This is a genomic window from Actinomadura sp. NPDC049382, assembly GCF_040677125.1.
In the GTDB taxonomy this organism is placed as follows: Bacteria; Actinomycetota; Actinomycetes; order Streptosporangiales; family Streptosporangiaceae; genus Spirillospora; species Spirillospora geliboluensis.
Genome location: NZ_JBFARO010000014.1, coordinates 22,448 through 45,402, shown reverse-complemented (window position 1 = coordinate 45,402; position 22,955 = coordinate 22,448). Strand labels below are relative to the sequence as shown.

27 protein-coding genes are annotated in these 22,955 nt (G+C 70.5%); 18 read left to right on the top strand and 9 right to left on the bottom strand.

Annotated elements, in window-relative coordinates:
• Positions 1–10 precede the first annotated feature (10 nt).
• Genes AB0K34_RS12090 through AB0K34_RS12080 form a run of 3 tightly spaced genes read right to left on the bottom strand, consistent with a single transcriptional unit; the run spans position 11 to position 2,144 of the window.
• Positions 11–745 (bottom strand): ABC transporter ATP-binding protein, encoded by a 735-nt coding sequence (locus tag AB0K34_RS12090; RefSeq protein ID WP_138637987.1) that lies wholly within the window; start codon positions 743–745, stop codon positions 11–13.
• Complete coding sequence (locus tag AB0K34_RS12085; protein ID WP_138637988.1) at positions 742–1,872, bottom strand: FtsX-like permease family protein; 1,131 nt, start codon at positions 1,870–1,872, stop codon at positions 742–744. Before AB0K34_RS12085 ends, AB0K34_RS12090 begins: the two co-directional genes overlap by 4 nt.
• Entirely contained in the window at positions 1,872–2,144 is a 273-nt protein-coding gene (locus AB0K34_RS12080) for a hypothetical protein (RefSeq protein WP_138637989.1), read from the bottom strand. The genes AB0K34_RS12085 and AB0K34_RS12080 overlap by 1 nt, the downstream gene beginning before the upstream one ends.
• Before the next feature lie 130 nt (positions 2,145–2,274).
• On the opposite strand from AB0K34_RS12080, the gene AB0K34_RS12075 reads away from it, so the two are divergent.
• The 11 genes from AB0K34_RS12075 to AB0K34_RS12025 all read left to right on the top strand — a co-directional run bounded on the left by AB0K34_RS12075 (position 2,275) and on the right by AB0K34_RS12025 (position 11,467).
• Positions 2,275–2,706: an Asp23/Gls24 family envelope stress response protein gene (locus tag AB0K34_RS12075; protein WP_138638002.1), complete on the top strand. Its 432-nt coding sequence runs from the start codon at positions 2,275–2,277 to the stop codon at positions 2,704–2,706.
• Between the two features lie 128 nt (positions 2,707–2,834).
• Entirely contained in the window at positions 2,835–3,176 is a 342-nt protein-coding gene (locus AB0K34_RS12070) for an Asp23/Gls24 family envelope stress response protein (protein WP_138637990.1), read from the top strand.
• A gap of 30 nt (positions 3,177–3,206) precedes the next feature.
• Positions 3,207–3,410: a hypothetical protein gene (locus AB0K34_RS12065; RefSeq protein ID WP_138637991.1), complete on the top strand. Its 204-nt coding sequence runs from the start codon at positions 3,207–3,209 to the stop codon at positions 3,408–3,410.
• Positions 3,407–3,760 (top strand): Asp23/Gls24 family envelope stress response protein, encoded by a 354-nt coding sequence (locus AB0K34_RS12060; RefSeq protein WP_138637992.1) that lies wholly within the window; start codon positions 3,407–3,409, stop codon positions 3,758–3,760. Before AB0K34_RS12065 ends, AB0K34_RS12060 begins: the two co-directional genes overlap by 4 nt.
• Positions 3,757–4,359 carry a DUF6286 domain-containing protein gene (locus tag AB0K34_RS12055; protein ID WP_138637993.1) on the top strand — a complete coding sequence of 201 codons (603 nt, stop codon included), beginning with the start codon at positions 3,757–3,759 and terminating at the stop codon, positions 4,357–4,359. Before AB0K34_RS12060 ends, AB0K34_RS12055 begins: the two co-directional genes overlap by 4 nt.
• Positions 4,359–4,937 (top strand): alkaline shock response membrane anchor protein AmaP, encoded by a 579-nt coding sequence (locus tag AB0K34_RS12050; protein ID WP_138637994.1) that lies wholly within the window; start codon positions 4,359–4,361, stop codon positions 4,935–4,937. The genes AB0K34_RS12055 and AB0K34_RS12050 overlap by 1 nt, the downstream gene beginning before the upstream one ends.
• Positions 4,938–4,956: 19 nt before the next feature.
• Complete coding sequence (locus AB0K34_RS12045; protein WP_364547777.1) at positions 4,957–6,747, top strand: IlvD/Edd family dehydratase; 1,791 nt, start codon at positions 4,957–4,959, stop codon at positions 6,745–6,747.
• Entirely contained in the window at positions 6,734–7,738 is a 1,005-nt protein-coding gene (locus tag AB0K34_RS12040) for a C-terminal binding protein (RefSeq protein ID WP_138637996.1), read from the top strand. Before AB0K34_RS12045 ends, AB0K34_RS12040 begins: the two co-directional genes overlap by 14 nt.
• Before the next feature lie 99 nt (positions 7,739–7,837).
• Positions 7,838–9,667, top strand: coding sequence for a glycoside hydrolase family 15 protein (locus tag AB0K34_RS12035; protein ID WP_138637997.1), 1,830 nt, complete (start codon positions 7,838–7,840; stop codon positions 9,665–9,667).
• On the top strand, positions 9,664–11,028 hold the full coding sequence (locus AB0K34_RS12030) for a glucose-6-phosphate dehydrogenase (RefSeq protein ID WP_138637998.1): 1,365 nt from the start codon (positions 9,664–9,666) through the stop codon (positions 11,026–11,028). Before AB0K34_RS12035 ends, AB0K34_RS12030 begins: the two co-directional genes overlap by 4 nt.
• A gap of 289 nt (positions 11,029–11,317) precedes the next feature.
• Entirely contained in the window at positions 11,318–11,467 is a 150-nt protein-coding gene (locus AB0K34_RS12025; RefSeq protein WP_171069126.1) for a hypothetical protein, read from the top strand.
• A 265-nt stretch (positions 11,468–11,732) separates the two neighbouring features.
• Here AB0K34_RS12025 and AB0K34_RS12020 read toward each other — a convergent pair whose 3' ends face one another.
• Positions 11,733–12,620 carry an aminoglycoside phosphotransferase family protein gene (locus AB0K34_RS12020; RefSeq protein WP_274704630.1) on the bottom strand — a complete coding sequence of 296 codons (888 nt, stop codon included), beginning with the start codon at positions 12,618–12,620 and terminating at the stop codon, positions 11,733–11,735.
• Positions 12,621–12,677: 57 nt separating this feature from the next.
• Positions 12,678–12,803 (bottom strand): hypothetical protein, encoded by a 126-nt coding sequence (locus tag AB0K34_RS12015; protein ID WP_274704629.1) that lies wholly within the window; start codon positions 12,801–12,803, stop codon positions 12,678–12,680.
• Positions 12,804–13,072: 269 nt separating this feature from the next.
• Between AB0K34_RS12015 and AB0K34_RS12010 the strand changes: the two genes are divergently transcribed.
• The 4 genes from AB0K34_RS12010 to AB0K34_RS11995 are packed head-to-tail and all read left to right on the top strand — an operon-like array spanning position 13,073 to position 14,955.
• Positions 13,073–13,321, top strand: coding sequence for a hypothetical protein (locus AB0K34_RS12010; RefSeq protein ID WP_301174550.1), 249 nt, complete (start codon positions 13,073–13,075; stop codon positions 13,319–13,321).
• The gene (locus AB0K34_RS12005; protein ID WP_301174551.1) at positions 13,318–13,668 is read left to right on the top strand and encodes a metalloregulator ArsR/SmtB family transcription factor; all 351 of its coding nucleotides are present in this window, start codon (positions 13,318–13,320) and stop codon (positions 13,666–13,668) included. The genes AB0K34_RS12010 and AB0K34_RS12005 overlap by 4 nt, the downstream gene beginning before the upstream one ends.
• Entirely contained in the window at positions 13,668–14,408 is a 741-nt protein-coding gene (locus tag AB0K34_RS12000) for a methyltransferase domain-containing protein (protein WP_138641279.1), read from the top strand. Before AB0K34_RS12005 ends, AB0K34_RS12000 begins: the two co-directional genes overlap by 1 nt.
• 13 nt (positions 14,409–14,421) lie before the next feature.
• Positions 14,422–14,955, top strand: coding sequence for a GNAT family N-acetyltransferase (locus tag AB0K34_RS11995; protein ID WP_240808512.1), 534 nt, complete (start codon positions 14,422–14,424; stop codon positions 14,953–14,955).
• Between the two features lie 58 nt (positions 14,956–15,013).
• Here AB0K34_RS11995 and AB0K34_RS11990 read toward each other — a convergent pair whose 3' ends face one another.
• Entirely contained in the window at positions 15,014–15,235 is a 222-nt protein-coding gene (locus AB0K34_RS11990) for a hypothetical protein (protein ID WP_138641278.1), read from the bottom strand.
• Positions 15,236–15,755: 520 nt separating this feature from the next.
• Here AB0K34_RS11990 and AB0K34_RS11985 point away from each other — a divergent pair.
• Entirely contained in the window at positions 15,756–16,277 is a 522-nt protein-coding gene (locus tag AB0K34_RS11985) for a hypothetical protein (protein ID WP_138641277.1), read from the top strand.
• Here AB0K34_RS11985 and AB0K34_RS11980 read toward each other — a convergent pair.
• Together AB0K34_RS11980 and AB0K34_RS11975 are read right to left on the bottom strand one after the other, a co-directional pair.
• Positions 16,274–16,471: a hypothetical protein gene (locus AB0K34_RS11980; RefSeq protein ID WP_138641276.1), complete on the bottom strand. Its 198-nt coding sequence runs from the start codon at positions 16,469–16,471 to the stop codon at positions 16,274–16,276. The genes AB0K34_RS11985 and AB0K34_RS11980 overlap by 4 nt on opposite strands.
• A 799-nt stretch (positions 16,472–17,270) precedes the next feature.
• Positions 17,271–19,451 (bottom strand): MMPL family transporter, encoded by a 2,181-nt coding sequence (locus tag AB0K34_RS11975; protein WP_171069425.1) that lies wholly within the window; start codon positions 19,449–19,451, stop codon positions 17,271–17,273.
• Between the two features lie 168 nt (positions 19,452–19,619).
• On the opposite strand from AB0K34_RS11975, the gene sigJ reads away from it, so the two are divergent.
• A complete protein-coding gene (sigJ, locus tag AB0K34_RS11970; RefSeq protein WP_138641274.1) occupies positions 19,620–20,525 on the top strand; it encodes an RNA polymerase sigma factor SigJ in 906 nt (301 codons plus the stop codon).
• 313 nt (positions 20,526–20,838) lie between these two features.
• Here the strand turns inward: sigJ and AB0K34_RS11965 are convergent, their stop codons facing one another.
• Positions 20,839–21,165: a hypothetical protein gene (locus AB0K34_RS11965; RefSeq protein ID WP_364547766.1), complete on the bottom strand. Its 327-nt coding sequence runs from the start codon at positions 21,163–21,165 to the stop codon at positions 20,839–20,841.
• 251 nt (positions 21,166–21,416) lie between these two features.
• Between AB0K34_RS11965 and AB0K34_RS11960 the strand changes: the two genes are divergently transcribed.
• Entirely contained in the window at positions 21,417–22,955 is a 1,539-nt protein-coding gene (locus AB0K34_RS11960; protein WP_364547763.1) for a tyrosine-type recombinase/integrase, read from the top strand.

The following is a 22,955-nucleotide window of genomic DNA, read 5'->3' as shown; positions in this document are numbered from 1 at the left end:
GGCCGGGGCGTCAGGCGAGTGCGGTGAGGCGCCCGTCGATCATCTCGTACACCGTGTCACAGTGTTCGAGGACGTCGTGGTCATGGGTCACCATGACGGCCGCCACGCCATGCTGCCGCGACTCGCGGGCGAGCAGCCGGACGATCTCGTGGCTGCGCGCGCGGTCCAGGGCGGCGGTGGGCTCGTCGACGAGCAGCACGCTCGGCTCGGTCACGAGGGCCCGGGCGATGCCGACCCGCTGACGCTCCCCGCCGGACATCTGGTGCGGGTGCCGACCGGCCTTGTCCGCCATCCCCACGTCCTCCAGCAGTGCGAGCGGGTCGCGGCCGGAGCGCGCGCGGCGCGGCCGGAACCGCAGCGGCAGCCGGAGCTGGTCGAGGGCGCTCAGCGCCGGGACCAGGTTGCCGGCCTGGAAGACGAATCCGATGTGGTCGCGCCGCAGCTTCGCCCTGGCCCGCGCGCCCGCGGCCGTGAGGTCGAGCCCCGCCACCGTGACCGTGCCCCGATCCGGGCGGGCGAGTCCGCCGGCGACCGCGAGCAGGCTCGATTTGCCGGCGCCGGACGGGCCGACGATGGCGGCCAGCTCTCCCGCGCGCACCGAGAGGTCGACGTTGTCGAGAGCCTGGACGGTCTCACCGCCGTCGCCGTGCCGGAGGCAGACGCCCTCCAAGACCAGTCCCGGGCGCTCCGGCGCGGTCGCGCCGTCCTCGCGCGGCCCGGCGGCCGGTGCGGGCTGGTGGGTCATCGGTTTCCTCCAAGGGCGGTGGCCGGGTCGATGGACGCGATCCGGGCGACGGCGGCCCCGGCGCCGGCGAGCCCGAGCAGGACCAGCCCGGCGGCGGCGGTCGTGATGCTGGGCGCGCTGAGGGCGAACGGCGCCCCGCCGCCGGTGACGAGCGAGCCGAGGCCGACGCCGATACCCGCGCCGATCGCGACGGCGGCCAGCAGCAGGATGAGCGCCTGGGTGAGCGCGTCGCGCAGCAACCAGCTCCTGGACGCGCCCATGGCGCGCAGCACCGCGACCTCGTGCTTGCGCTGGATCGCCCAGACGGCGAAGAACGCCCCGACGACCAGGGCGGAGATGGCGTACAGGAAACCCTGGATGAGCTGCAGCGTGGACGTCTCGGCCGTGTAGCCGGGCGAGGCGCCGTAGGACTCCTCCAGGGTGAGGCTCTCGGTGCCGGCGGCCGCGTCCCCCGCGGTGAGATCGACCGAGGCGCCGGGCTCGGCGCGCACCGCCACCGCGGTGATCTCCCGGGTGGCGTGCGCGGGCACCGCGTCGCCCGGCGCCGCCCCGGCCTTGATCCGCTGCCAGGTCGGCAGCGGTACGTACGCCACGTCGACGTGCCCGAAGGTGTGCTGCCCCTCCAAGGCGCCGATGACGCGCAGCTTCGTGCCGAGCCGGTCGACGGTGATCGTGTCGCCGAGGCGCAGGCCGGCGTCCAGGGCCGTGCCGCTGACGACGATGCCGTCCGCGCCGTTGAGCCGCGAGCCCTCGCTCACCTTGGGGGCGAGGAACGACTCCGGCGCCACCCCGAACAGCGCGAGGTCGATGTCCACGCCCCGGTCGCTCTTGGCGTTGATGAGCGTGTTGCCGTAGGGAGCTGCCTCCGCCACGCCCGGCCGGCTCCGCCAGGCGTCCACGGCGGACATCTCCACCACACTCCGGGAGAAGGCGGAGTCGTGCTGGACGCCGCGTTCGAGCGCGAAGGACGTGACCGGGAGCTTCTGCAGCCCGGACACCCCGTCCCTGACCAGCCCCACCGACAGTCCGGACAGCATGACCATGAGGACCGCGATCAAAGCGACGACGGCGCCCATCAGCCCGAACCGGACCTTGGCGAACCGCAGCTCGCGAACGGCGAGGAACATCAGCCCCACACCCGCGTTTTTGTCGACATCATGTCGATAACATACCAACACCGTGTCGCCAACTTGTCGCGGTCCCCGAGGTCCGTCGTCTCGGTGCCGCCTGAGGTGGTCGATGCGAAGCCCGTGTCACGACCACCGGCACCCGCGGCCAGCGCGTCGCGCACCGCGTCGCCGGCGAACTCGGTCGGCGCCCGGCCGTTCTTGCGCTCCAGATCTCCCGGCGCGGCTGGAGCATTAAAGGGTAAATCGACATTTGGTTGCTCTTTATGCATGTGCCGGTTTTAAGTGACGCTCCGCGAGAATTACTGGCACGTCAGCCGTCCAAGAGGCCGACGCCGGGATTTAGGGGGCATCGTGAGCCAAGACGACAGGCGGGGCGCCGAGCAGGGCGCCACCGGGACGATGCGGAAGCGGGGCTCCGACGGGGGGTCGAGTGAACTCATCACTTCCGGCGGCAGTACCAGGATCGCCGACGCCGTCGTGGCGAAGATCGCCACCATGGCCGCCAGGCAGGTCGGCGGCGTGCACGAGATGGGCGCGGGCATGTCCAGGACGCTCGGATCGGTGCGGGAGCGCCTGCCCGGCATGACGGCCGACGACACCCAGGGCGTGGCCGTGCAGGTCGGCGAACATCAGGCGGCCGTCGACATCGACCTCGTCGTGGAGTACGGGCTTTCCATCCCCGACTTGACCGCCGCCGTGCGTACCAACGTCGTCAATGAGGTCGAGCACATGTGCGGTCTCGAGGTCGTCGAGGTGAACATCACCGTCGACGATGTCCATGTGGAGGGCGAGGATTCGGAAACGCGGTCGGAGGAGCCCCGAGTTCGATGATTGCCGGGTCGGACAGGGCGAAGTCGTCCCACCACCAACTCTGGTCCGTTCCGGACGAGGCACGGGATCCGGCCGGAGAAGGAGTGGGGGGCGAGGGGGACGCCTCCCGGGGAACGCGACCCAAGGGTGTGTCGGGCGAGAGAACCGACGCGGGGACGACCCGCGAAGACTCGGCACCCAGCAGCCGGGAGCCGCTCGCCGAACTGGCGGAGCGGGTCGGTGAGACGGCCCTGAAATGCCCGGACGTGCTGACCCTGACGGCCGGTCCGCGCGGTTGGATCGCGACCTACCGTGCCGGACCCCCTTTCACGGGGGTCGCAGTGCGCAAGGCGGCGATCGAGGTGGGGGTGGTCGTCCGGTACGGACGGCCCTTCGCCGAGATCGCCGAGGACGTCCGGCGTCTGGTGCGCCCGCTGGCCGGCCGGCGGACGGTGGACGTGCTGATCGGGGACGTGGCCGATGACGGTTGAGCGTCCCGCGGAGCCGAGGGAGAGATCGGGATGGATGTGAGAGTGCCGTGGCCCGTGATCGGCCTGGCCTTCGGGGTGGCCTTGGGGTTCGCCGGAGCGTTCGGTGGCGCCGGCCCGTTCTTCCTCGTCCTGTTCCTCGGCGCGCTCGGCTACGTGGTCGGCCGTGTCATCGAGGGCAGCCTCGACCTTAGACAGATCTTCTCTTCAGGAGGCTCGGGACGGCGGCCGCGATGACGAACACCGAACGAGGCAGGACGACGATCCGGGACCGGGCCGTCGCGCGCATCGTCGCGAAGTCCGTGCAGGATGTCGAAGCGTCCGGCGGACTCGGCCGGACGGTCCTCAGCGTGCCGGTGCCCGGGCGGCGTTCCGTTCGCACCGAGGTGCGGGTGGACGGGGACATCGTCACGGCCAAGGTGGCGCTGTCGGTGGCCTATCCGATGCCTGTGCGCGCGGTCGCCCGCCAGGTGCGCGAGAGCGTGCGCGAACGGGTGACGGAGCTGACCGGCCTGACCGTCCGGCAGGTGGACGTCGATGTGGCCGAGTTCGCACGCCCGGGTGCGGGCGAAAGGACCGTGCTGTGACCGAGCAAGCCGGTGCCCGGCCCGCCGTGGAGCCGCGGGCGGCCGAGACTCGCAAGGCCGACCGCGCGGCCAGGCACGCGTTCCGTTCCCGCCGGGTGGTGCCGGCCGTTGCCGGCGCGCTGTTGATGGCGGCGGCCGGCGTGCTGACCGCGATCGAGGTCATCACCGCAGCGCTGGACCGCCCGGCGCACATCTTCCCGTACGGGTGGGTGCGGTCCGCGAACTGGGACGACTGGTACGTACTCGCGATCTTCGCGGCCCTGGCACTGATCGGCGTCTGCTTCGTGCTGGCCGCCCTGCTGCCGGGCGCGTCCCGGATCGTCCCGCTGCACGGGCGGGATCCGAGCCTGCTGATGGGGGTGAGCAGGCGCGGGCTCAAGCGTGCCGTCGCCACTGCGGCCGAAGGGGCGTCAGGGGTGTCGGGTGTCCAGCGGGTCCGGCTGGGCCGCCGGCGGGTCATGGTCGTCGCGGAGACGCCCGTGCGCGAGCCCGCGGGGCTGGACGAGGGAGTCACCGAGGCCGTGCGCGATCGGCTCGACCGGCTTCGGCCGCTGCCCACTCGCTCCGTCGCGGTGCGAATCAAGCACAGGGAGGCGTGATGGACCGCCGTCCCGCGCACGTCAACCGCACTGGCCTGCTCCTGCTCGGCACTGTGCTCGCCGCCGCCGGGGGCGCCGGCTTCGCACGCGGCGTGGGCGCCTTCGGCGACGCACGATCCTCCTCTCCGGTGCTGACCGCGGAGGCGCGCCGCTTCGCCGATGAGAACAGCTGGTTCTGGCCGGCCGTGGCTGCGGCGGCCGTCGTCTTGGCACTGCTGGGACTGGCATGGTTGCTCATGCAGCTCCGTTCCGGCAGGTCGCGGGGCTTCATGCTGGAGCCGGACGCCGAGGCCAGCAGGACGCGGGTGGAGGCCGGAGCCATCACCGGCGCGTTGGAGGCCGAGATCGGCGAGTACCCGGGCGTGCGCACCGTGCGGGCCCGGCTGATCAGCTCGTCCAAGGGGTCCGAGCTTCGGCTGAAGGTCGCCTACGGCTCGGCCGCGGACCCCGCCGAACTGCGGCGGCGCATCCAGGACGAGGCGATTCCGCGGCTCTGCGCCGCACTCGAACGCGAGTCGATCCCCACCGTGGTGCGGCTGCACCCGCTGTCCCGGGAGCAGCCCGCGACCGTCATCTGACGCCCCGAGAGGAGCAAGGATGCCGCCGACGAAGGACACCGCGACCGAGCTGCGCAGCCGGGAGTGGTGGGACAACGAGGGCAATCCCGAGATGACCGCTCTGTACCTGGAGCGCTTCCTCAACTACGGCCTCACCGCCGCGGAACTGCAGGGGGGCCGGCCGATCATCGGCATCGCCCAGACGGGCAACGACCTGGTTCCCTGCAACCGGCATCACCTCGCCCTCGCCGACCGGGTCAGGGACGGGATCCGGGACGCCGGCGGCGTCCCGCTGGAGTTCCCCGTCCATCCGCTGCAGGAGACGGGCAAGCGCCCCACCGCCGCGCTGGACCGCAACCTCGCCTACCTCGGGCTGGTCGAGGTGCTGTACGGATACCCGCTCGACGGGGTGGTCCTGACGACGGGCTGCGACAAGACCACCCCCGCGTGCCTGATGGCGGCGGCGACGGTGAACCTCCCGGCGATCGTCCTGTCCGGCGGGCCGATGCTGAACGGCTACCACGCCGGCATGCGGACGGGCTCCGGGCTGGTGATCTGGCGGTCGAAACGCCTCCTGGCCAGCGGAGAGATCGACTACGACGAGTACATGTCGCGGGTGTGCGCGTCCGCGCCCAGCATCGGGCACTGCAACACGATGGGCACCGCGCTGTCGATGAACAGCCTGGCCGAGGCGCTGGGAATGGCCCTGCCCGGCTGCGCCGCGATCCCGGCCCCCTACCGCGAGCGGGCGCAGATGGCCTACGACACGGGCCGCCGGGCGGTGGCCCTGGTGCGCGAGGACGCCACCCCGCGCAAGATCATGACCTTGCCGGCGTTCGAGAACGCGATCGCCGTCGCGTCCGCCATCGCCGCCTCCACCAACGTGCCCATCCACATCAACGCCATCGCGCGCCACGCCGGGGTGGAGCTGTCCAACCGGGACTGGCAGCGGGTCGGCGCCGACGTCCCGGTGCTGGCGAACACCGCCCCGGCGGGGGAGTACCTCGGCGAGGACTTCTACCGGGCCGGCGGCGTCCCCGCCGTCATGCGGGCGCTGCTGGAGGCGGGGCACCTGCACGGCGACGCCATGACGGTCTCCGGCCGGACCGCCGCCGAGAACCTGGCCGACGCCCCGCCCGCCGACCCGGCGGTCATCCGCCCCGTCGACGACCCCGTCGCACCGCGCGGCGGACTCCTCGTCATGACCGGGAACCTGTTCGAGTCCGCGGTCATGAAGACGTCGGTCATCACCGACGAGTTCCGGGCCCGCTACCTGCCGCCGCCCGGCCGCCCGCAGACGTTCGACCTCCGCGCCGTCGTCTTCGAGGGGCCGGAGGACTACCACGCCCGCATCGAGGACCCCGGACTGGAGATCGACGAGCACTGCGTCCTCGTCATCCGCTACACCGGGCCGATCGGCTACCCGGGCTCGGCCGAGGTCGTCAACATGGAACTGCCCACGGGGCTGGCGCGGCGGGGCGTCATCGCGCTCCCCACGCTCGGCGACGGCCGGCAGAGCGGCACCTCGGACGCCCCGTCCATCCTCAACGCCAGCCCCGAGGCCGCGGCGGGCGGGAACCTCGCCGTCCTGCGCACCGGCGACCGGATCCGCGTCGACCTGGACGGCGCGCGCGTCGACGTCCTGCTGTCCGACGAGGAGATCGCCGCGCGGTGGGCCGAGTACGCGCCGCCGGCGCTGGAGAACCAGACGCCGTGGCAGGAGATCTACCGCTCCACGGTCGGGCAGTTGGACGGCGGCGGCTGCATGGAGCTCGCCGTGGCGTACCAGGACATCGCACACACCAAGGGGATTCCCCGTGACTCGCACTGACGGCCAGGGCACGATCCTGATCGCCGACTACGACTTCGGCGACGTGGACATCGAACGCGCGATCATCGAGGGCGCCGGGTTCCGGCTCGTCGCCGCGCAGTGCAAGAGCGAGGACGAGGTGATCGAGCGGGGCCGGGACGCCGACGGCGTCCTGACCCAGTACGCGCGGGTCGGGGCCCGCGCCGTCGACGCGTTCACCCGCTGCCGGGTGATCGCCCGCTACGGCACCGGCGTCGACATCGTCGACGTCGACGCCGCGACCCGGCGGGGCATCCAGGTCACGAACGCGCCGAACGAATGGTGCGCCGAGGAGGTCGCCGACCACGCCGTCGCGCTCTGGCTCGCCGCCGCCCGCAAGGTCTGCCAGTACGACCGGGCGACGCGGCAGGGGGAGTGGCACTGGAAGACCGGGCAGCCGATCTGGCGGCTGCGGGGACGGGTCCTGGGCCTGCTGTCGTTCGGCGCCATCGCGCGCCTCATCGCCGAGCGGGCGCAGGCGTTCGGCGTCGAGGTCTGGGCGCACGACCCGTTCCTCGACGAGTCCGAGATGCGGTCCCGCGACGTGCGGCCGGTGTCCTTCGACGACCTCGTGGAAGGCGCCGACTACCTGGTGGTCCAGTCGCCGCTCACCCCGCGGACGCACCACACCTTCGATCGCGCGACACTCGGCAGGATGAAGCCGAGCGCCGTCCTCGTCAACACCGCGCGCGGGCCCATCGTGGAGGACGCGGCGCTCCTCCAGGCGCTCACCGAGGGCTGGATCGCCGGCGCGGCGCTGGACGACCTCGAAGAGGAACCCGCGAAGCAGCGCGACTGGCGGCCGCGCAACGCCCTCCTCGACCTGCCCAACGTGATCGTCACACCGCACGCCGCCTACTACTCCGAGGAGGCCGTCGGGGCGGTGCGGCGCATCGCCGCCGAAGAGGCCGTGCGGGTCCTGACCGGGCGGCCGGCCCGCTCCCCGGTCAACGACGTGACGCCCGTCCCCTGATGGCCGCGAGCCCGCAAAAACTCGTCCAACCCGCGCATGGACCCTCGGACGGGATGGAACGGGCGCGGTGCGGACCGCGAGTCGGAGGAGGAGTTCGCCATGCTCGATCCGGATCCGCCGTTCCGGCCGGTCCGCCGCCGGGACGGCTACCTGCCGCTGGAGGACCTGGGCCTGGTCGGGGACGGCGCGACGGCGGCCCTGGTGGGCCTGGACGGTTCGATCCCGTGGCTGTGCCTGCCCCGCTTCGACAGCGAACCGCTGCTGTGCGGCCTGCTGGACGGCGAGAACGGCGGCCACTTCGCCCTCACCGTCGAGGACCTGCGCGATGCCCGCCACTACTACGAACCGGACACCGCGGTGCTGGTGACCGAGATGCGCGGCCCGGACGGCCTGGTCAGGATCACGGACGCGCTGGTGCTGCGCGCGGGCGCGGACCTGTCCGACGACGCGGGCGCGAGCCGGGGGGAGCTCGTCCGCTCCGCCGTCGTCCTCGACGGGACCGCTCGCCTGCGGGTCGAACTGCGGCCCCGCGGCGGCGCGCAGGCCCGGGCCCTGGCCAGCGGGCTGGAAGTGCAGGCGTCCGGGCGCCCGGACCTGCGGCTGCATCTGCGGTCCAACCACCCGCTGGACGGCCTGAGCACCGTCCACGACCTGCGGCAAGGCGATCGCTTCGACGCGACGCTGTCCTGGGGACGCGTCCACCGCCACCACCGTTTCGAACCCGAGGCGGTACTGCGCGACACCGCGGCCGCATGGCGCCGCTGGATGCGGAACTTCATCTACGACGGCCCCCAGGAACCGCTCGTGCGGCGCGCGGCGATCACGCTGAAGCTGTGCGACGACTGGGTCAACGGGTCGCTGGTGGCCGCGCCCACCTCCTCGCTGCCCGCGCCGATCGGCGGAGTGCGCAACTGGGACTACCGCTACGCCTGGATCAGGGACGCGGCCTTCACCGTGTTCGCGCTGCGCCGCGTCGGGTTCGGCGGCGAGGCGGACGCCTTCCTCGGCTGGGTCCTGGACGCCTTCGAGAACAGCCGGCAGCCGCGGATCATGTACACCCTGCGCGGCGACCCCGTCCCCGAGGAGGTCCAGGACACCGGTCTGGAGGGCTACCGGCGCTCGGCTCCCGTGCGGTGGGGCAACGGCGCCGCCGACCAGCGCCAGCACGACATCTACGGCGAGGTCCTGGACTGCGCCGACCAGTGGCTGCGCACCGGCGGCGACCTCCACCCGGCGCTGTGGTCCAAGCTGGCGGAACTGGCCCGCACCGCCGAGACCGCGTGGCGCGAGCCGGACCAGGGCATCTGGGAGGTGCGCAGCGAGGGCCGGGTCTTCACCTATTCCGCCGGGATGTGCCACGTGGCCCTGGACCGCGCCGCCGGCATCGGGGAGCGCCTCGGCCTGCCCGGACCGATCACCACATGGCGCGCCGCGGCCGACAAGGTGCGCGAGCTCGTCCTGGAGCAGTCCTGGGACGAGGACGCGCAATGCCTCAGCGAGCACCTCGGCGGCGGCGGGAGCCTCGACGCCAGCCTGCTCGCACTCCCGCTGCGGAAGGTCGTCCCGGCGCGGCACCCGCGGATGGCGGCCACCACGGCGGCCGTGGCCGAACGCCTGTCCGCCGGGGACGGCCTGCTCTACCGCTACCTGCACGACACGTCGCCCGACGGGCTGCCCGGAGACGAGGGCGCGTTCCTGCTGTGCAGCTTCTGGCTGGTCGACAACCTCGCCCTGCAAGGCCACATCGAACGAGCCGAGAGGCTGTACGACTCGCTGTGCGCCCGGGCCAGCCCGCTCGGACTGCTACCGGAGCAGATCGACCCGTCGACGGGCACGTTCATGGGCAACTTCCCCCAGGCGTTCAGCCACATCGGCGTCATCGCCAGCGGCGTCACCCTCGCCCGAGCAAAGGCAGGCGGAACAACATGATCAACCGACTCGTCGTCTTCGGCGCCACCGGAGACCTCAACGCCCGCTACCTGCTTCCGGGTCTGGCCGCCCTGCGCGCGGCCGGGCATCTCGACGATGGCTTCCAGCTGATCTGCGCCGACCGGAAGGGCCGGACGGACGAGGAGTTCCGCGACTGGGCGACCGAGCAGCTCGACCGGCACGCGGCCTCCGCGCCCGCCGACGCGCGGCGGTGGGTCGCCGCGACCACCCGGTACCGGCGGGCGGACGCCACCGACCCCGCCGACCTCGCCTCCCTCATCGCGGGCGACGGCCCGGTCGCCCTCTACCTCGCCCTGCCCCCCGCGGTTTTCCCCGGCACCGTCACCGCCCTGCGCGGCGCCGACCTGCCGCCGGGAAGCCGGATCGTCCTGGAGAAACCGTTCGGCGAAGACCTGGACAGCGCCCGGGAGCTGAACCGGCTGCTGGCCGAGGTCGTCCCCGAGCAGGCGGTGTTCCGCGTCGACCACTTCCTGGCCATGACCACCGTCCAGAACCTGCTCGGCAGCCGCCTGGCCAACCGCGTGCTGGAACCCATCTGGAACAGTGCGCACATCTCCGAGATAGAGATCGTCTGGGACGAGTCCCTCGCCCTGGAAGGCCGAGCGGGCTACTACGACGGCGTCGGGGCCCTCAAGGACATGGTGCAGAACCACCTGTTCCAGGTGCTGTGCCTGGTGGCCATGGAACCGCCGCTCAGCCTCGGCGAGCGCGACCTCCGCGACCGCAAGATCGACGTGCTGCGCTCGATCCGCCCGTTCACCGACGAGGACGTCCTGCGCCACACCCGCCGGGCCCGCTACGCCGCCGGGCGCGTCGACGGCCGCGACGTCCCCGCCTACATCGACGAGGACGGCGTGGACCCGCACAGCCGCACCGAGACGTTCGCCGAGGTGGAACTGCACCTGGAAAGCTGGCGCTGGTCGGGCACCAGATTCCGGCTCCGCAGCGGCAAGGCGCTCGAAGCCGACCGCAAGGAGGTCAGGATCTTCTTCCGGCCCGTCCCCCACCTGCCCTTCGGGGAGGCCGTCCCCAACGTGCTCCGCTTCGGGCTCGACCCGGAGGACGTGACCCTGGACCTCACCGGCATCGGCTCCGGAGTGCGAACCCTCACGCCCCTCACCATGACCGCGCAGATGGAGCCGTCCGACCTGCCCGCCTACGGCCGGCTGCTGCTGGACGTCCTGCACGGAAACGCGGCCCTGTCCATCCGGGGCGACGAAGCCGAGCAGGCGTGGCGGGTCCTCGCGCCCGTCATGTCCGCCTGGTCCAGCGGCCGCGTGCCCCTGCAGGAGTACCCGGCCGGCTCCCGCGGCCCGGCCCCCGCAGGCGAGGAGACCTAAGGGCCGCCAAGCCGCCCCGCGTCCGAGACGCGCCGGGGGAGCACGTGACACCGTTCGCCTCTCGGCCATGCCGATCAGGAGGTACGAGCGGCCCAGAGCAGGGCTTTGTTTGAATTCGAGAGGAAAATAAACCTGCCGACTTCCCGCAAACCATTTTATCTGGTTTTCTCGAATCAAACGATTTTTCATAATGCAAGGCTAAAGTGCGGCCCAAACATACATGGTCATCTCTGGAGGGTGAGCCGGATGTGCCGGGGTAAGTCCGGTCCCGGGGGAGGAGATGCCGTTCATGCTGGAGGCGATGGCCGGTGATTTGGCCTACTACTTTGGGACGGTCCAAAAGGTCTTGGTCTCGATCGGCTTTGTAGTGGTGGTGGCCGTGCTCGTGATCGCAAGGGTCGTCACGGTTCGGCGGCGCACCAAGAGGCGTGGCCGGTAATGCTGCCGGGCCATGTTCGGGAACTGGCGGCGGGCGGTGACGCAGTCGGCGAGCCTCACGGGCTTGGCGGCTCACGTTGGGCGGCTCGGTAGCAGGTGACATAACCGGCGGCAGGCCGTCCTCGGCGAAGAACTGGCGCCGTAGCTGCGCCGCTCCCGCAGCAGCTTCCACCGCGCAACCATCACGTCCACCGCCCCCCTACTCTCCAACCCGTTCACGGAATGTGTGCCTTACGCAGCGTGCCAAGTACCGACGCAGGTCACTGTCACACGAGCAGCGCCTCGAGCTGCGGAAGTCGGCCGAACAGGTCGGGGAGGCCGCGCACCCCGTTACGCACGGACTCGTGCGACAGGGCGAGGTCAGGACCGGTGCTCGCCTCGACACCGCTGAGGCACCGGAGGATGTTCCACCTCGTGTGCCCCAGCCAGCCGCCGATCATGAACACGAACCAGCTTGGACCTGCCGGCGGCAGCACTCCGCCCCCCGCGACATAGCCGTCGAGAACCGAGCGGAAGATGGCGGGCTCGATGTCGTCGAAGCCGGGTCCCTTCGCGAGGCTCAGCGCGGTCGAGCCGAGCTCACCGGACAGGTCGAGCATCCCCGAGAGCTCCCAGTCGAGCACCACCGGCCGACCTTCTCGAGCGAGCAGGTTCCACGGTTGGACGTCCCTGTGAGTCAGCACGACGGGGCCCGGCCGTTCGCAGGTGTCGACGAAGTGGGCGATCCCGAGGAACGTCTCGACGCGAGAGGCGAGCTCGTCGGCCCACGGCTGCCCGGTCGCCGCCGCCCGCGCGGCGAGCTCGGGCCAGACCCGTGAGATCGGGTCCTCGATCGGCACACGGGGCCACGCGACGTCGAGCGCGTGGATGCGCGCGAGGATCTCACCGATCTCGAACGCGTACGCCGCCGGCACCGGCGCTTCGGGCACCTTCTCGCCCTCGACCCATCGGTGAACGAGCGTGTGGTGGCCGGCCGAGATCGGCTCTGGCATCGGAATGCCGGCGGCGAAGGCCGCCCGCTCGAACCTGAACACGTCCTCGGCGCGATAGGCCCAGCGGCGGTCGACCAGGTTCAACTCCTTCACCGCGAACGCCCCCTGGTCGGTGTCGAGCCGGTACATCCGGTTGGCGAACCCCCCGTGGACGCGGATCATCGGCCCGATCGGCGTGCCGAGATGCGAAAGGTTCACCCACGCACTCTAGGAGGTGGCTCAACTCCCGGTTGGGGTAAGCCGTTGCACGGCGTCCAGGCCGGGATGGACGATGGTGGGGTGGCCGTAGCCGAATTCGATTTCGGCGTAGTGGCTGCGGTAGTCATCGGGCAGTTGCTTGTCCACGGATCGAGTCGTGCAACACACGCGATGACGCACGACACCGCCCTCACCACGGCATTCAGTTTCCGTCAGGACTCAAATCGCAGCGTGCTCGGCCACGGCGAACTCAGACCGGTTGACGGCCGATGACCGGGCGACGGCCGCCCTACTGGGTTGTCAATTGAGTCTGGTCTGCGGTGTCGACGTGCCGGCGACGAAGCGGCATGATCGGGGCGAGGTCGAGGCCGGGTGGGAGGGTGCCGAAGGCGGTGCCCCAGTCGCCGGTGAGGCGGGTGCAGAAGAAGGTGTCGGCGGCGGCGGGGGTGGCCGTGGCGGACGAGGAAGGATGCCTGCAGGGTCAGTGCCATGCGTTCCATGATGCGGCGGGCGCGCTGTTCGATGGTGTCCAGGTCGCCGAGGGAGGTCTTGATCTCGCGCACGGCCGCGTCGAGGCGGGCGTCGGCGCCGGCGGCGCGTTCGACCTCGGCGAAGTACGCCTCCACGGTCTGAGCTTTTTATCGTCTATCGTCGATGGACGATGAAGGAGACACAGAAGCCGCTCGACCGGGCGATCGCCGCCGAGTACGCGTCCTGGTTCAAGGCGCTGGCCGACCCGACCCGTGTCCAGATCGTGTCGCTGCTCGCACGGCAGGGGCGGCCGATGAGCGTGGGGGAGATCGTCGATGCCGTCCATGTCGGGCAGTCGACCGTCTCGGCACATCTCAAGGTGCTGTCAGAGGTCCGGTTCGTCCTGGTCGACCAGCACGGAACCGCCCGCCACTACCGGATCAACCAGGCATGCGTGGCCTGCTTCCCCACCGCCGCCGACCTGGTCATGGGACGCCCCGCGCCGGCCGCCCCGACCTGCCCGCCCGAAGGAGACACCTGATGCCCGACCCCAGCACCGGTGATCCCGTCGAGGTCATCGTCGCGCGGTACTCCGGCCTGGCCCGGCTCGCCCTGGCGGGCGGCGCCCCACACGACGGCGCTCCCTGCGGCGACTCCTGTGTTGACGCCGTCGGGTATCCGAGCGAGGACGGGATGCCCGAGGCCGCCCTGCGCGCCAGCCTGGGATGCGGCAACCCTCTCGCCGTCGCCGAACTGCGCCCCGGAGAGACCGTCCTGGACGTGGGCTCGGGCGGCGGCCTGGACGTACTGCTGTCCGCCCGCCGTGTCGGCCCCGGCGGAACCGCCTACGGCCTGCACGTCGGCGACGACATGCTTACCCTCGCCCGCGCCAACGCCGCCCAGGCCGGAGCCGACAACGCGCACTTCCTCAACGGCCGCATCGAAGACATCCCGCTCCCCGATGCCGGCGTCGACGTGGTCATCTCCAACTGCGTCATCAACCTTGCCGCGGACAAGCCCCGCGTCCTCGCCGAAGCCTTCCGCGTCCTGCGCCCCGGCGGGCGACTCGGCGTCAGCGACATCATCACCGAACCCGGCCTCGACCCCGCCGAACGCACCGCCGCCGCCCAACGGCGCCTCGGCTGCGCCGCCTCCACACTCACCGCAGAGGAGTATCACCGCGAACTCCGAACGGCCGGGTTCACCGCGGTCGACATCACCACGACCACCGGTACCGGCGGGCTGAACGCGGCCATCGTCCACGCCATCAAACCCGACTAGCAGGACGCACGCCATGCCATCCCATCAGCACCACGAGCACCCCGGCATCACCATCCGAGCCATGCGGCACCAGGACGCCGACCAGGTCCTGGCGATCTACCAGCAAGGCCTCGACACCGGACATGCCAGCTTCGAGACGACCGCCCCCACCTGGCAGGCGTTCGACACCGCCAGGCTCTCCCAATACCGGTACGTCGCGACCGACACCGCCGCAAACCCGGCCAACACAGTGCTCGGCTGGATCGCCGCCACGCCCGTCTCCGACCGCTGCTGCTACGCCGGAGTAGTCGAGCACAGCGTCTACATCTGCCCGCACGCCCGCGGCCGGGGCATCGGAGCCGCGCTGCTGACCACGTTCATCGCCGCCACCGAAGCCAACGGCATCTGGACCATCCAGACCGGCATCTTCCCCGAGAACACCCCTAGCCTCCGGCTCCATGCCAAGGCCGGCTTCCGCACCGTCGGCACCCGCCAACGCCTCGGCCGCCTCCACGGCCAATGGCGCGACGTCGTCCTCCTCGAACGCCGCAGCCCCACGGTGCTGTGACCCCGCGACGCTCCAGCACGCAGCGAGAGCCTAAACGCGATCAACTCGCTGACGCGGGTTACCCCTGAGGCCACGCCAGGTCGGTCTTCGGGGCGCGGACGACGATCTTGGCGTCGGCATGTGCCGCGATGGAGAACTCGACAAGTTGCTCGCCACGGCCGTTGCGGTACAACTCGGCATCCACGCACACGTCCTGGTCCACGCCGTCGACCAGAACCTCGACATCCGTACCGACCAGCGGGGTCCAGGTGTTGGGCTGGACGATCTGGAACTCGCTCATCCGGCAATCTTGCCGCGTCCCTCCGCATCGGCTGACCTGGGCTCAGGCCGGGCTGCGGCGGGCGGCACCGGCAGCCCGCGTGAGGGAGTGCTCAATGCAGGACCTAGCATCGCCTGCGCCGCAAGGCGGACCACGGCGGGACCGTGCTGCGGGTCGACGCCGACGCCAGAGGAGACCCACCTGGGTGCCTGTTTGCATACGGGCGAAAGTCGAGCAGTGTTGATGCGCCGTTACGAGGGCGTTGTCGCAGGCGAACGGCCGCTGTGGCTGTCCAGCATCGCGGATGTTTCCCAGGTCGACGGTGGACGCACCGCCGGAGAGGGCGTCGCGGACGAATGGGCCTGGCAGCCGTCTCCACCCGCGCCGACCGCCGGGCCGGAGCAGATCCTCCGATCAAGCCCGAGGCGAGGACGCTGAGCGCCACCCGGGAGCAATTGGAATGGGTTCCGGCCACGCTGTCACATTCGAGCGGTCGGCGGCGTCTTCATGTCGAACCTGCAACTCGTAGAGGAGGGCGGGCATGTCCAAACGAGTCATACCCCTGCTACTCGGACTGGTGGCCACGCTCGTGCTCGGCTTGGCAGGGCCGGCGTCGGCGATCACGTACGAGTGGGACACCGCTGAACGCGGCACCGATTCCATTCCGACCGAGATGCAGTGCGTCTGGAACGACTACGCCAGGGTGTGCTACCACTCGTACGGAGACACCTTCTGGGTCCGGGACGAGAACAGCGACGGCCAGTCCGCGGTCGCCGACTGGCGGGACTACTCGGGCGACACGGGCGCCCTCCGGCGGAAGGGCGGCTGCCGCAACGCGCTAGGGTCCGGGAAGTGGGCGCGCTGCAACAAGAACTTCGCCGAGATCGACACGATCTACTTCCGTCCCTGCCGGGTCAACTGGGGTGCCGGTGAGCGGACGCCGAGCGAATGCGGGTACTGGATCGCCTGCAAGGCGAACGGTACGGGCTGCTGGGCGCCCTCCTCGGCAGAGGTCACAGCCATACAGGAAGGGCGTAACCCGCTGAAGGTGCGCACTCGCTAATCGGACAGCACTGACCAGTGCCACTGTCCACCGCCGCTCGCCGAAACGGCCACGTTCAGCGGAGTGGTGTGGGAGTTGATCTCCGCGTGATCCTGTTTCTGCAGGTTAAGCAGTAAGTTCTGCTCGGTAGCGGGGTCGGGCGTGGTGCTGTCGATGACGCGCAGCCGGGCCTTGGTGAGGAATTCCAGTCCCATGTAGCGGCGGGCCTCGGTCCATTCGTCGGTCCCTAGATCGTTGCATCAGGGCCCACCCCCTGCCCCGCATCGTGTGAGCCGTGCTGAAACACGACATCGACTACCGCGAAGACGGAGCCGACTACTACGACCGGCCGACCCCGCCCGCCAGGCCGGCCGGCACACCAATGCTCTGCGCCGCCTGGGTTACGACGTCGTCCTCGCCCCGATCGACCCGCTACCCCAACGCCCCGCAGCCTGAACACCACCCCAGCACCCGAGTAGCGGAACCACCGGCCGGGGCCAACAACTGTGCCGTGGCTGAGGTCCCCAGTTTCGTTACAGCGAAGGGGTGCTGAGTGTGGAGGACTGGGGAGATCCGTAGGCTGCACCGGTCGGAGCAGATACCGATCCGGGCGATCGCCCGGAAGTTGGGGAGCGGCCGGAACGCGGTGCGGCGGACGGTTCTTTGCGATGCAGGTGCATGGCCGCCACCAGAACCATCAGGACCGCCAGTCCGGTTCCGGCGGTTGGTGTCAGGGTGGGGACGATTCCGGTGGCGGCCGGGCGCAATCAACCGATGGCGCCGAGTAGTTCCATCACCCCGATGAACCGCACCATCGCCGGGGGAATGCCTGCGGCCGCGGATATTTGCCGATCGGCTTGGCATTCGGCTGGGAGGCTTTCTCCAGGCCGGGTAGGGCGAACATGGGCAAGATCGCTTGCATGATCCACAAGAGCACGTTCATCGACAGACCATTTCTGTTGTCATTGGTGTTGGTGGCTCATGCACGGGTCTCATCCATGATGGTGTGCGGGCTCAGTGCCGTTCCAGTTCCACCTTCGGCAGCAGCCGGGCCAGCGGTGCGGGCAGCCACCAGGCGCGGCGGCCCATCAGCTCCATCGCCGCCGGGACGATCAGGCAGCGGATGATGACGGCGTCCACGAAGATCGCCACCGCCATGCCAAAGCCGGCCTGCTGCAGCATTCGTTCCGGGCTGAGCATGAATGCGGCGAAGATCAAGATCATGATCGAGCCCGCGGCCGTGATCACTGAGCCGGTGTGGGCCAGTCCCTCTCGGACGGCGTGGGACGGGTCGCCGGTGGAGCGCGTCCACTCCTCGTGGATCCGGGAGATCAGGAAGATCTCGTAGTCCATGGAGAGCCCGAAGACGATCGCGAAGATCATTACGGGCAGGTACGCCTCGATCGGCCCGCCCTCGATGCCGAACAGGCCGTCCTGGTACACCAGCTTCATCGCGCCGAGCGCGGCGCCGATGCTGAGCAGGTTCAGCAGCGCGGCCTTCAGCGGGATGAGCACCGAGCGGAACACCGCCATCAGCAGGAGCACCGAGAGGCCGACGACGATGGTCATGAACAGCGGCATCCGGTCGGCGACCTTGGCGGCGTAGTCCTCGGACGCGGCCGTGGCCCCGCCGACCAGATACTGCGCGCCGTTCTGCGCGGACAGTTCCGGCAGGACGTCGTCGCGCAAGGTGCCGACGAGCTGGGAGGTCTTCTCGTCCTGCGGGGCGGAGGCGGGGAAGACCAGGACGGTGGCGGCCTTGCCGTCCGGTGTGGGTATCGGGGCCGCGGCGGCCTGGACCGCGGGGACACCGTTCAGCGCCCGGGTCGCCTCCGCGGCGGCCTGTTCGGCGCTGCCCCTCCCGCCGTCGGTCACGACCAGCAGCGGGCCGTTGAATCCGGGGCCGAAGCCCTGGGAGAGCAGGTCGTAGGCCTCCCGGCTGGTGGCGCCGCGCGCGTCGCTGCCCGCGTCCGAGAAGCCGAGCCGCATGCCCAGAGCCGGCACGGCGAGCGCGCCGAGGATGACCGCCGCCGTCAGCAGGGCGGCCAGCGGTCGTCGCTGCACCACGGCCGCGAGCCGCCGCCACGCGGTGCCCTCGGCGGCCCGGCCCTTGGCTTGGCGCCGCTCGGCGCGCCGGGTGAACTGGCGGGCGAAGCGGCGGCCGAAGATGCCGAGTAGCGCGGGCAGGAGGGTCAGGGCGGCGAGCATGGTCACCAGCACGGTCAGTGCCACCGACAGCGCCATGCCCTGGATCGAGCCGAGGCCGAGGGCGACGAGGCCGAGCAGCGCCAGGATGACGGTGCAGCCGGCGAAGAACACCGAACGGCCCGCGGCGTCCATCGCGTTCACGGTGGCCTGCTCCGGCGTCTCGCCGCGCACCAGTTCGGCGCGGTAGCGGGCGAAGATCAGCAGCGCGTAGTCGATGCCGACGCCGAGGCCGACCAGGATCATCACCGGCGGGGTCCAGCCGGCGATCGTGAAGGCGTGCGAGGCCACGACGATGACGCCGACGGTGGACCCGACGGCGAACAGGGCGATGATGATGGGCAGCCCGGCGGCGATGACCGTGCCGAACATCATGACCAGGATGACCAGCGCGGCCAGCAAGCCCGCGCCCTCCGCGGCGCCGGTTCCGCCCTCGGCCAGCAGCCGGGCCGCGTCGCCTCCCAGCTCGGCCTGGAGCCCGCCGCCCGCGGCCTTCTGGGCGGTGTCGAGGATGCGCTGGGTGTCGGCTTTGGGCATGTCCTCCGACGGGACTTCCAGCACCACCGTGGCGTAGCCGATTGTGCCGTCCCCGGCGATGGCGCCCTCGCCGTCGTACAGGCTGCGAACCTGGCCGACCTTGGGCAGCCCGGTGACCTCGTCCAGCATGGCGGTCACGCGTCGCTGGACGGCGGGCTCGCGCAGGCCGCCGTCGTGGTGCAGGACGATCTCGACGGTGTCGGCGGCGCGCGCGGCGCCGTGCTCGGCCAGCAGGTCGGCCGCCTGCTGCGACTCGGTGCCGGGGAGGGAGAAGTCGTTGCGGTAGTCGTCGCCCGCGACCGACGCGGCGGCCCAGACGCCGCCCAAGATCGCCACCCACAGGAACAGGGCGAGCCACCTGCGGCGGTGGGCGAAGCCCGCGATGCGGACGAACACCCCTTGCCGCGACGGTGATCGGGGTGCCGGTTCTCGGTTCAGTTCGGTAAGTGTCATGGTCTCTTCCCCCTGGAAGGTGTCGAGCGTCCACGGATCGGACTGGGATTCCGTGGCTTGACGACGCAGCCCTCCCAGGTGTGACACCGACACCCGACACCCGCCCCCGGGACGCTCGCCGCCCTGGGGGCCGTGTCACATCCCGACCGGCTGCCTCGTCAACACCGCATGGGGACGACAGAGCAGGACGTGTGGGACGACGAAGAGTCGCTGGCACGGTCCTTCGAGGCCAACCGGCCGCGCCTGCTGCGCCTGGCGTACACGATGACGGGTTCGCTGGCCGAGGCCGAGGACTGCGTGCAGGAGGCGTGGCTGCGGCTGCGCGGGCTCGCCGACCCGGGGGGCGTCCGGAACCTCGACGCCTGGTTGACGACCACCGTCAGCCGGCTGGCGCTCGACGCCCTGACCAGCGCGCGTGCACGCCGCGAGCAGTACGTCGGCACGTGGCTGCCCGAGCCGCTGGTCGAGGCCCGCTCCCACGACCCGGCCGACCGCATCACGCTGGACGAGTCGGTGAGCATGGCGCTGCTGGTCGTCCTGGAGCGGCTCACCCCCGCCGAGCGCACCGCGTTGGTGCTGCACGACGTCTTCGGCGTCCCCTTCCTCGAGATCGCCGAGGTGGTCGGCCGCTCGCCGGCGGCGGTGCGCCGGCTCGCCTCGCGGGCACGCCGGCAGGTCGAGGGCGGCCGGCCGCGGACCCCGGCCACCGAAGCCGAGCAGCGCAAGCTGGTCGAGGCGTTCACGGCCGCCTGCCAGACCGGCGATCTGCCGGGCCTCGTCGCGCTGCTCGACCCGGACGTCGTGCTGCGCGGCGACGGCGGCGGCAAGGTCGCCACACTGCAGCACGTCGAACGGTCGGCGGCGCGAGTGGCCCCCATGATGCTCGCCCGTGCCCGCGCCGTGCCCCCACTGGACATCCTGCCCATCACGGTCAACGGCGCCCCGGGGCTGGTGATCCGGGACGCCGACGGCGGCCTGTCGGTCATGGCGTTCACGGTCGACACCGGCCGGATCACCGCGATCGACCTCGTCCGCAACCCGGACAAGCTCGCAAGGCTCCCGGACTTGCGCTGAGCGCCTGATCCCGCCGGCCGCGAAGCGTGCCGGCGATCTCCCGCAAGAACGTCCTGTCATCGGCTATGTGAGGGCGAACGGGCCTCGCCGCAGGTGGTTGGCGATGGCTGCCGGCCGCCGAGAAGCCGAGTCCGGGCAGGCTTCTCGGTCTGAGCGGACGTGGCCTTCGGCAGTACGGCTCCGTAGTTGCGGAGTGTGATCGAAAGTCGGGTGGTGTGAGGTTCTGCTGGATGCGGTTGGCCCGAGGCGGTCGCCTGCCGCTAGCGAGTCGCTAGCGGATGATCTTGCTCACGGTGGTCGTGGTGGGGGTGGGTCAGCCGAGTTTTGGGGTGGTGCGGTCGATGATCGGGGCGAGGTCGAGGCCGGGTGGGAGGGTGCCGAAGGCCGTGCCCCAGTCGCCGGCGAGGCGGGTGGTGCAGAAGGCGTCGGCGACGGCGGGGTGGCCGTGGCGGACGAGCAGGGACGCCTGCAGGGTCAGTGCCATGCGTTCGACGATGCGGCGGGCGCGCAGTTCGATGGTGTCCAGGTCGCCGAGGGAGGTCTTGATCTCGCGCACGGCCGTGTCGAGGCGGGCGTCGGCGCCGGCGGCGCGTTCGACCTCGGCGAAGTACGCCTCCACGGTCTGCGGCTCCTTCGCCATGGCACGCAGGACGTCCAGGGCCGCGACGTTGCCGGAGCCCTCCCAGGCCCAGCCCAGTTGTTGATTTCAAGGTATAATCACTGGTAGACATACCTTTTAATCAAGCCCGATGGTGGCTGATGCGGGGCCATCACAGGCAGTCCGCTAGCCGGTTCGCTAACTCGTTCTCTGGTCGAGAGGAGGAGTCGATGCGACAACCGTACGTAGTCAGGAAGGTCAGCAGGCGCACCGGGGCGACCCGGTACACGGGGATGTACTACGACACGACCGGGGCACCCCGGTCGGCCGGCACCTACGACGAAGAACTAGAGGCGCTGACCGCGGCGCGCCGGGAGCAGGACCGGGGCAAGGGTGGCGTCCTGGGGGAGATGACGCTGGCGCAGAGGCGTGCGATGACGTTCGAGGAGTTCTGGCCGATCTTCCAGCGGCATCACCGAGTCGAGCCGAACACGATGCAGACCTACTTCGGGACCTGGATCAATCACGTCCGTCCTTACCTGAAGGACGACCGGGTGGCGTCTTTCGACTCCGGCCGCGCTATCCAGTACTTCACCTGGCTGACCGAGGCAGGGCGGACGGTGAACACGCGGCGGTCCTGCCGGAAGGTGCTCTCGGCGATGATCGGCCTGTCGATCCTGCTGGGCTACCGCAGCGACAACCCTGTCCGGGGATTGAACGTCGGTAAGCAGTCTGCGCACAAGAACATCAAAGTGATCAACGAGACGGTGTTCTGGGAGCTGTGCAGCAAGCTGCCGCTGCCGACGCAGCGGCTGTTCGCCGAGTACATCATCTCGACCGGGGTTCGCTTCTGCGAGGCGATCTCCCTGCAGGAAGGGGACCTGGACTACGACACCGGCATGCTGAAGGTCTGTCGGTCGACTGTGGAGGTGGCGAAGCAGTTCCATCCGACCGGAGGCCGGTTCGTGACCCGCCCCTACACCAAGAACGGCGAGCACCGCCGATTCAAGGTCGGCAGGCCGCTGGTGGAGAAGATCCGAGCCCACGTCCAAGAACACGGGATGAAACCCGGTGACCTGGTCTTTCCGGTGCGGTTGTTCATGCCGGACACGGCTTGGGTCAACCTCCCACGCTGCACCGAAGAAGAGATGCAGGCCGCCGCGAAGACCACCTTCATCTCACCCGTCACCGGTACGCGGGTCACCCACACCAAGACCAGCACTTATCGCAAGCACGGCTGCAGGTGTAGGCCGTGCGTGCAGGCGTATCGGGACTACCGGTCGGCGTATCGGGTGCAGGCGATGGCCCGCAAAGGCAAGGTCGCCCGCCAGCGGGTCCGCCGGGACGGCAACGACTACCTGGCCCCCAGTGAATGGAGCACCATCTGGATCCCGGCCCGCAAAGCCGTCGGCGTCGATGTGACCCCATACCAACTACGCCACTCCCACGCCTCCCTCCTACTGGCACACGGCGTCCCGCTGCCGGACGTCCAGGCCCGCCTGGGCCACAACGACCTGACATCCACCACCCACTACGTCTGGGCACTGGCCGAGGAAAGCGAAGCCGCCGCAACCACGATGAACGTGCTGCTGGGCTACGAGGCCAAGCAGCCGGACCCGCAGGAGGCGATGCTGGCGCGCATGGAGGCCATGATGAACCGCATGCAAGCCATGATCGATCCTCCCCTCGCCCGCCAGATCGCTGCCGAAAACTCCACAGCCCGTCCAGACCTACACCTAGTCACCGACACCCTCACCGCCATGCAAATCCCCACCGGTGTCGGTGTGTGGTCTCAGGACATGCTTGACCGTTTGTCATCAGGAGATCCTTGA

What these genes read in the sequence shown, in the direction of transcription:
- AB0K34_RS12075 (WP_138638002.1), top strand. Translation starts at nt 2,275, where the DNA reads ATGCGGAAGCGGGGCTCCGACGGGGGGTCGAGTGAACTCATCACTTCC.
- AB0K34_RS12080 (WP_138637989.1), bottom strand. Translation starts at nt 2,144, where the DNA reads ATGCATAAAGAGCAACCAAATGTCGATTTACCCTTTAATGCTCCAGCC.
- AB0K34_RS12000 (WP_138641279.1), top strand. Translation starts at nt 13,668, where the DNA reads ATGCCCGACCCCAGCACCGGTGATCCCGTCGAGGTCATCGTCGCGCGG.
- AB0K34_RS12090 (WP_138637987.1), bottom strand. Translation starts at nt 745, where the DNA reads ATGACCCACCAGCCCGCACCGGCCGCCGGGCCGCGCGAGGACGGCGCG.
- AB0K34_RS12005 (WP_301174551.1), top strand. Translation starts at nt 13,318, where the DNA reads ATGAAGGAGACACAGAAGCCGCTCGACCGGGCGATCGCCGCCGAGTAC.
- AB0K34_RS12020 (WP_274704630.1), bottom strand. Translation starts at nt 12,620, where the DNA reads ATGATCCGCGTCCACGGGGGGTTCGCCAACCGGATGTACCGGCTCGAC.
- AB0K34_RS11990 (WP_138641278.1), bottom strand. Translation starts at nt 15,235, where the DNA reads ATGAGCGAGTTCCAGATCGTCCAGCCCAACACCTGGACCCCGCTGGTC.
- AB0K34_RS12025 (WP_171069126.1), top strand. Translation starts at nt 11,318, where the DNA reads ATGCTGGAGGCGATGGCCGGTGATTTGGCCTACTACTTTGGGACGGTC.
- AB0K34_RS12060 (WP_138637992.1), top strand. Translation starts at nt 3,407, where the DNA reads ATGACGAACACCGAACGAGGCAGGACGACGATCCGGGACCGGGCCGTC.
- AB0K34_RS11980 (WP_138641276.1), bottom strand. Translation starts at nt 16,471, where the DNA reads ATGGGACTGGAATTCCTCACCAAGGCCCGGCTGCGCGTCATCGACAGC.
- AB0K34_RS12085 (WP_138637988.1), bottom strand. Translation starts at nt 1,872, where the DNA reads ATGTTCCTCGCCGTTCGCGAGCTGCGGTTCGCCAAGGTCCGGTTCGGG.
- sigJ (WP_138641274.1), top strand. Translation starts at nt 19,620, where the DNA reads ATGGGGACGACAGAGCAGGACGTGTGGGACGACGAAGAGTCGCTGGCA.
- AB0K34_RS11985 (WP_138641277.1), top strand. Translation starts at nt 15,756, where the DNA reads ATGTCCAAACGAGTCATACCCCTGCTACTCGGACTGGTGGCCACGCTC.
- AB0K34_RS12030 (WP_138637998.1), top strand. Translation starts at nt 9,664, where the DNA reads ATGATCAACCGACTCGTCGTCTTCGGCGCCACCGGAGACCTCAACGCC.
- AB0K34_RS11975 (WP_171069425.1), bottom strand. Translation starts at nt 19,451, where the DNA reads ATGACACTTACCGAACTGAACCGAGAACCGGCACCCCGATCACCGTCG.
- AB0K34_RS11995 (WP_240808512.1), top strand. Translation starts at nt 14,422, where the DNA reads ATGCCATCCCATCAGCACCACGAGCACCCCGGCATCACCATCCGAGCC.
- AB0K34_RS12065 (WP_138637991.1), top strand. Translation starts at nt 3,207, where the DNA reads ATGGATGTGAGAGTGCCGTGGCCCGTGATCGGCCTGGCCTTCGGGGTG.
- AB0K34_RS11960 (WP_364547763.1), top strand. Translation starts at nt 21,417, where the DNA reads ATGTACTACGACACGACCGGGGCACCCCGGTCGGCCGGCACCTACGAC.
- AB0K34_RS11965 (WP_364547766.1), bottom strand. Translation starts at nt 21,165, where the DNA reads ATGGCGAAGGAGCCGCAGACCGTGGAGGCGTACTTCGCCGAGGTCGAA.
- AB0K34_RS12050 (WP_138637994.1), top strand. Translation starts at nt 4,359, where the DNA reads ATGGACCGCCGTCCCGCGCACGTCAACCGCACTGGCCTGCTCCTGCTC.
- AB0K34_RS12045 (WP_364547777.1), top strand. Translation starts at nt 4,957, where the DNA reads ATGCCGCCGACGAAGGACACCGCGACCGAGCTGCGCAGCCGGGAGTGG.
- AB0K34_RS12035 (WP_138637997.1), top strand. Translation starts at nt 7,838, where the DNA reads ATGCTCGATCCGGATCCGCCGTTCCGGCCGGTCCGCCGCCGGGACGGC.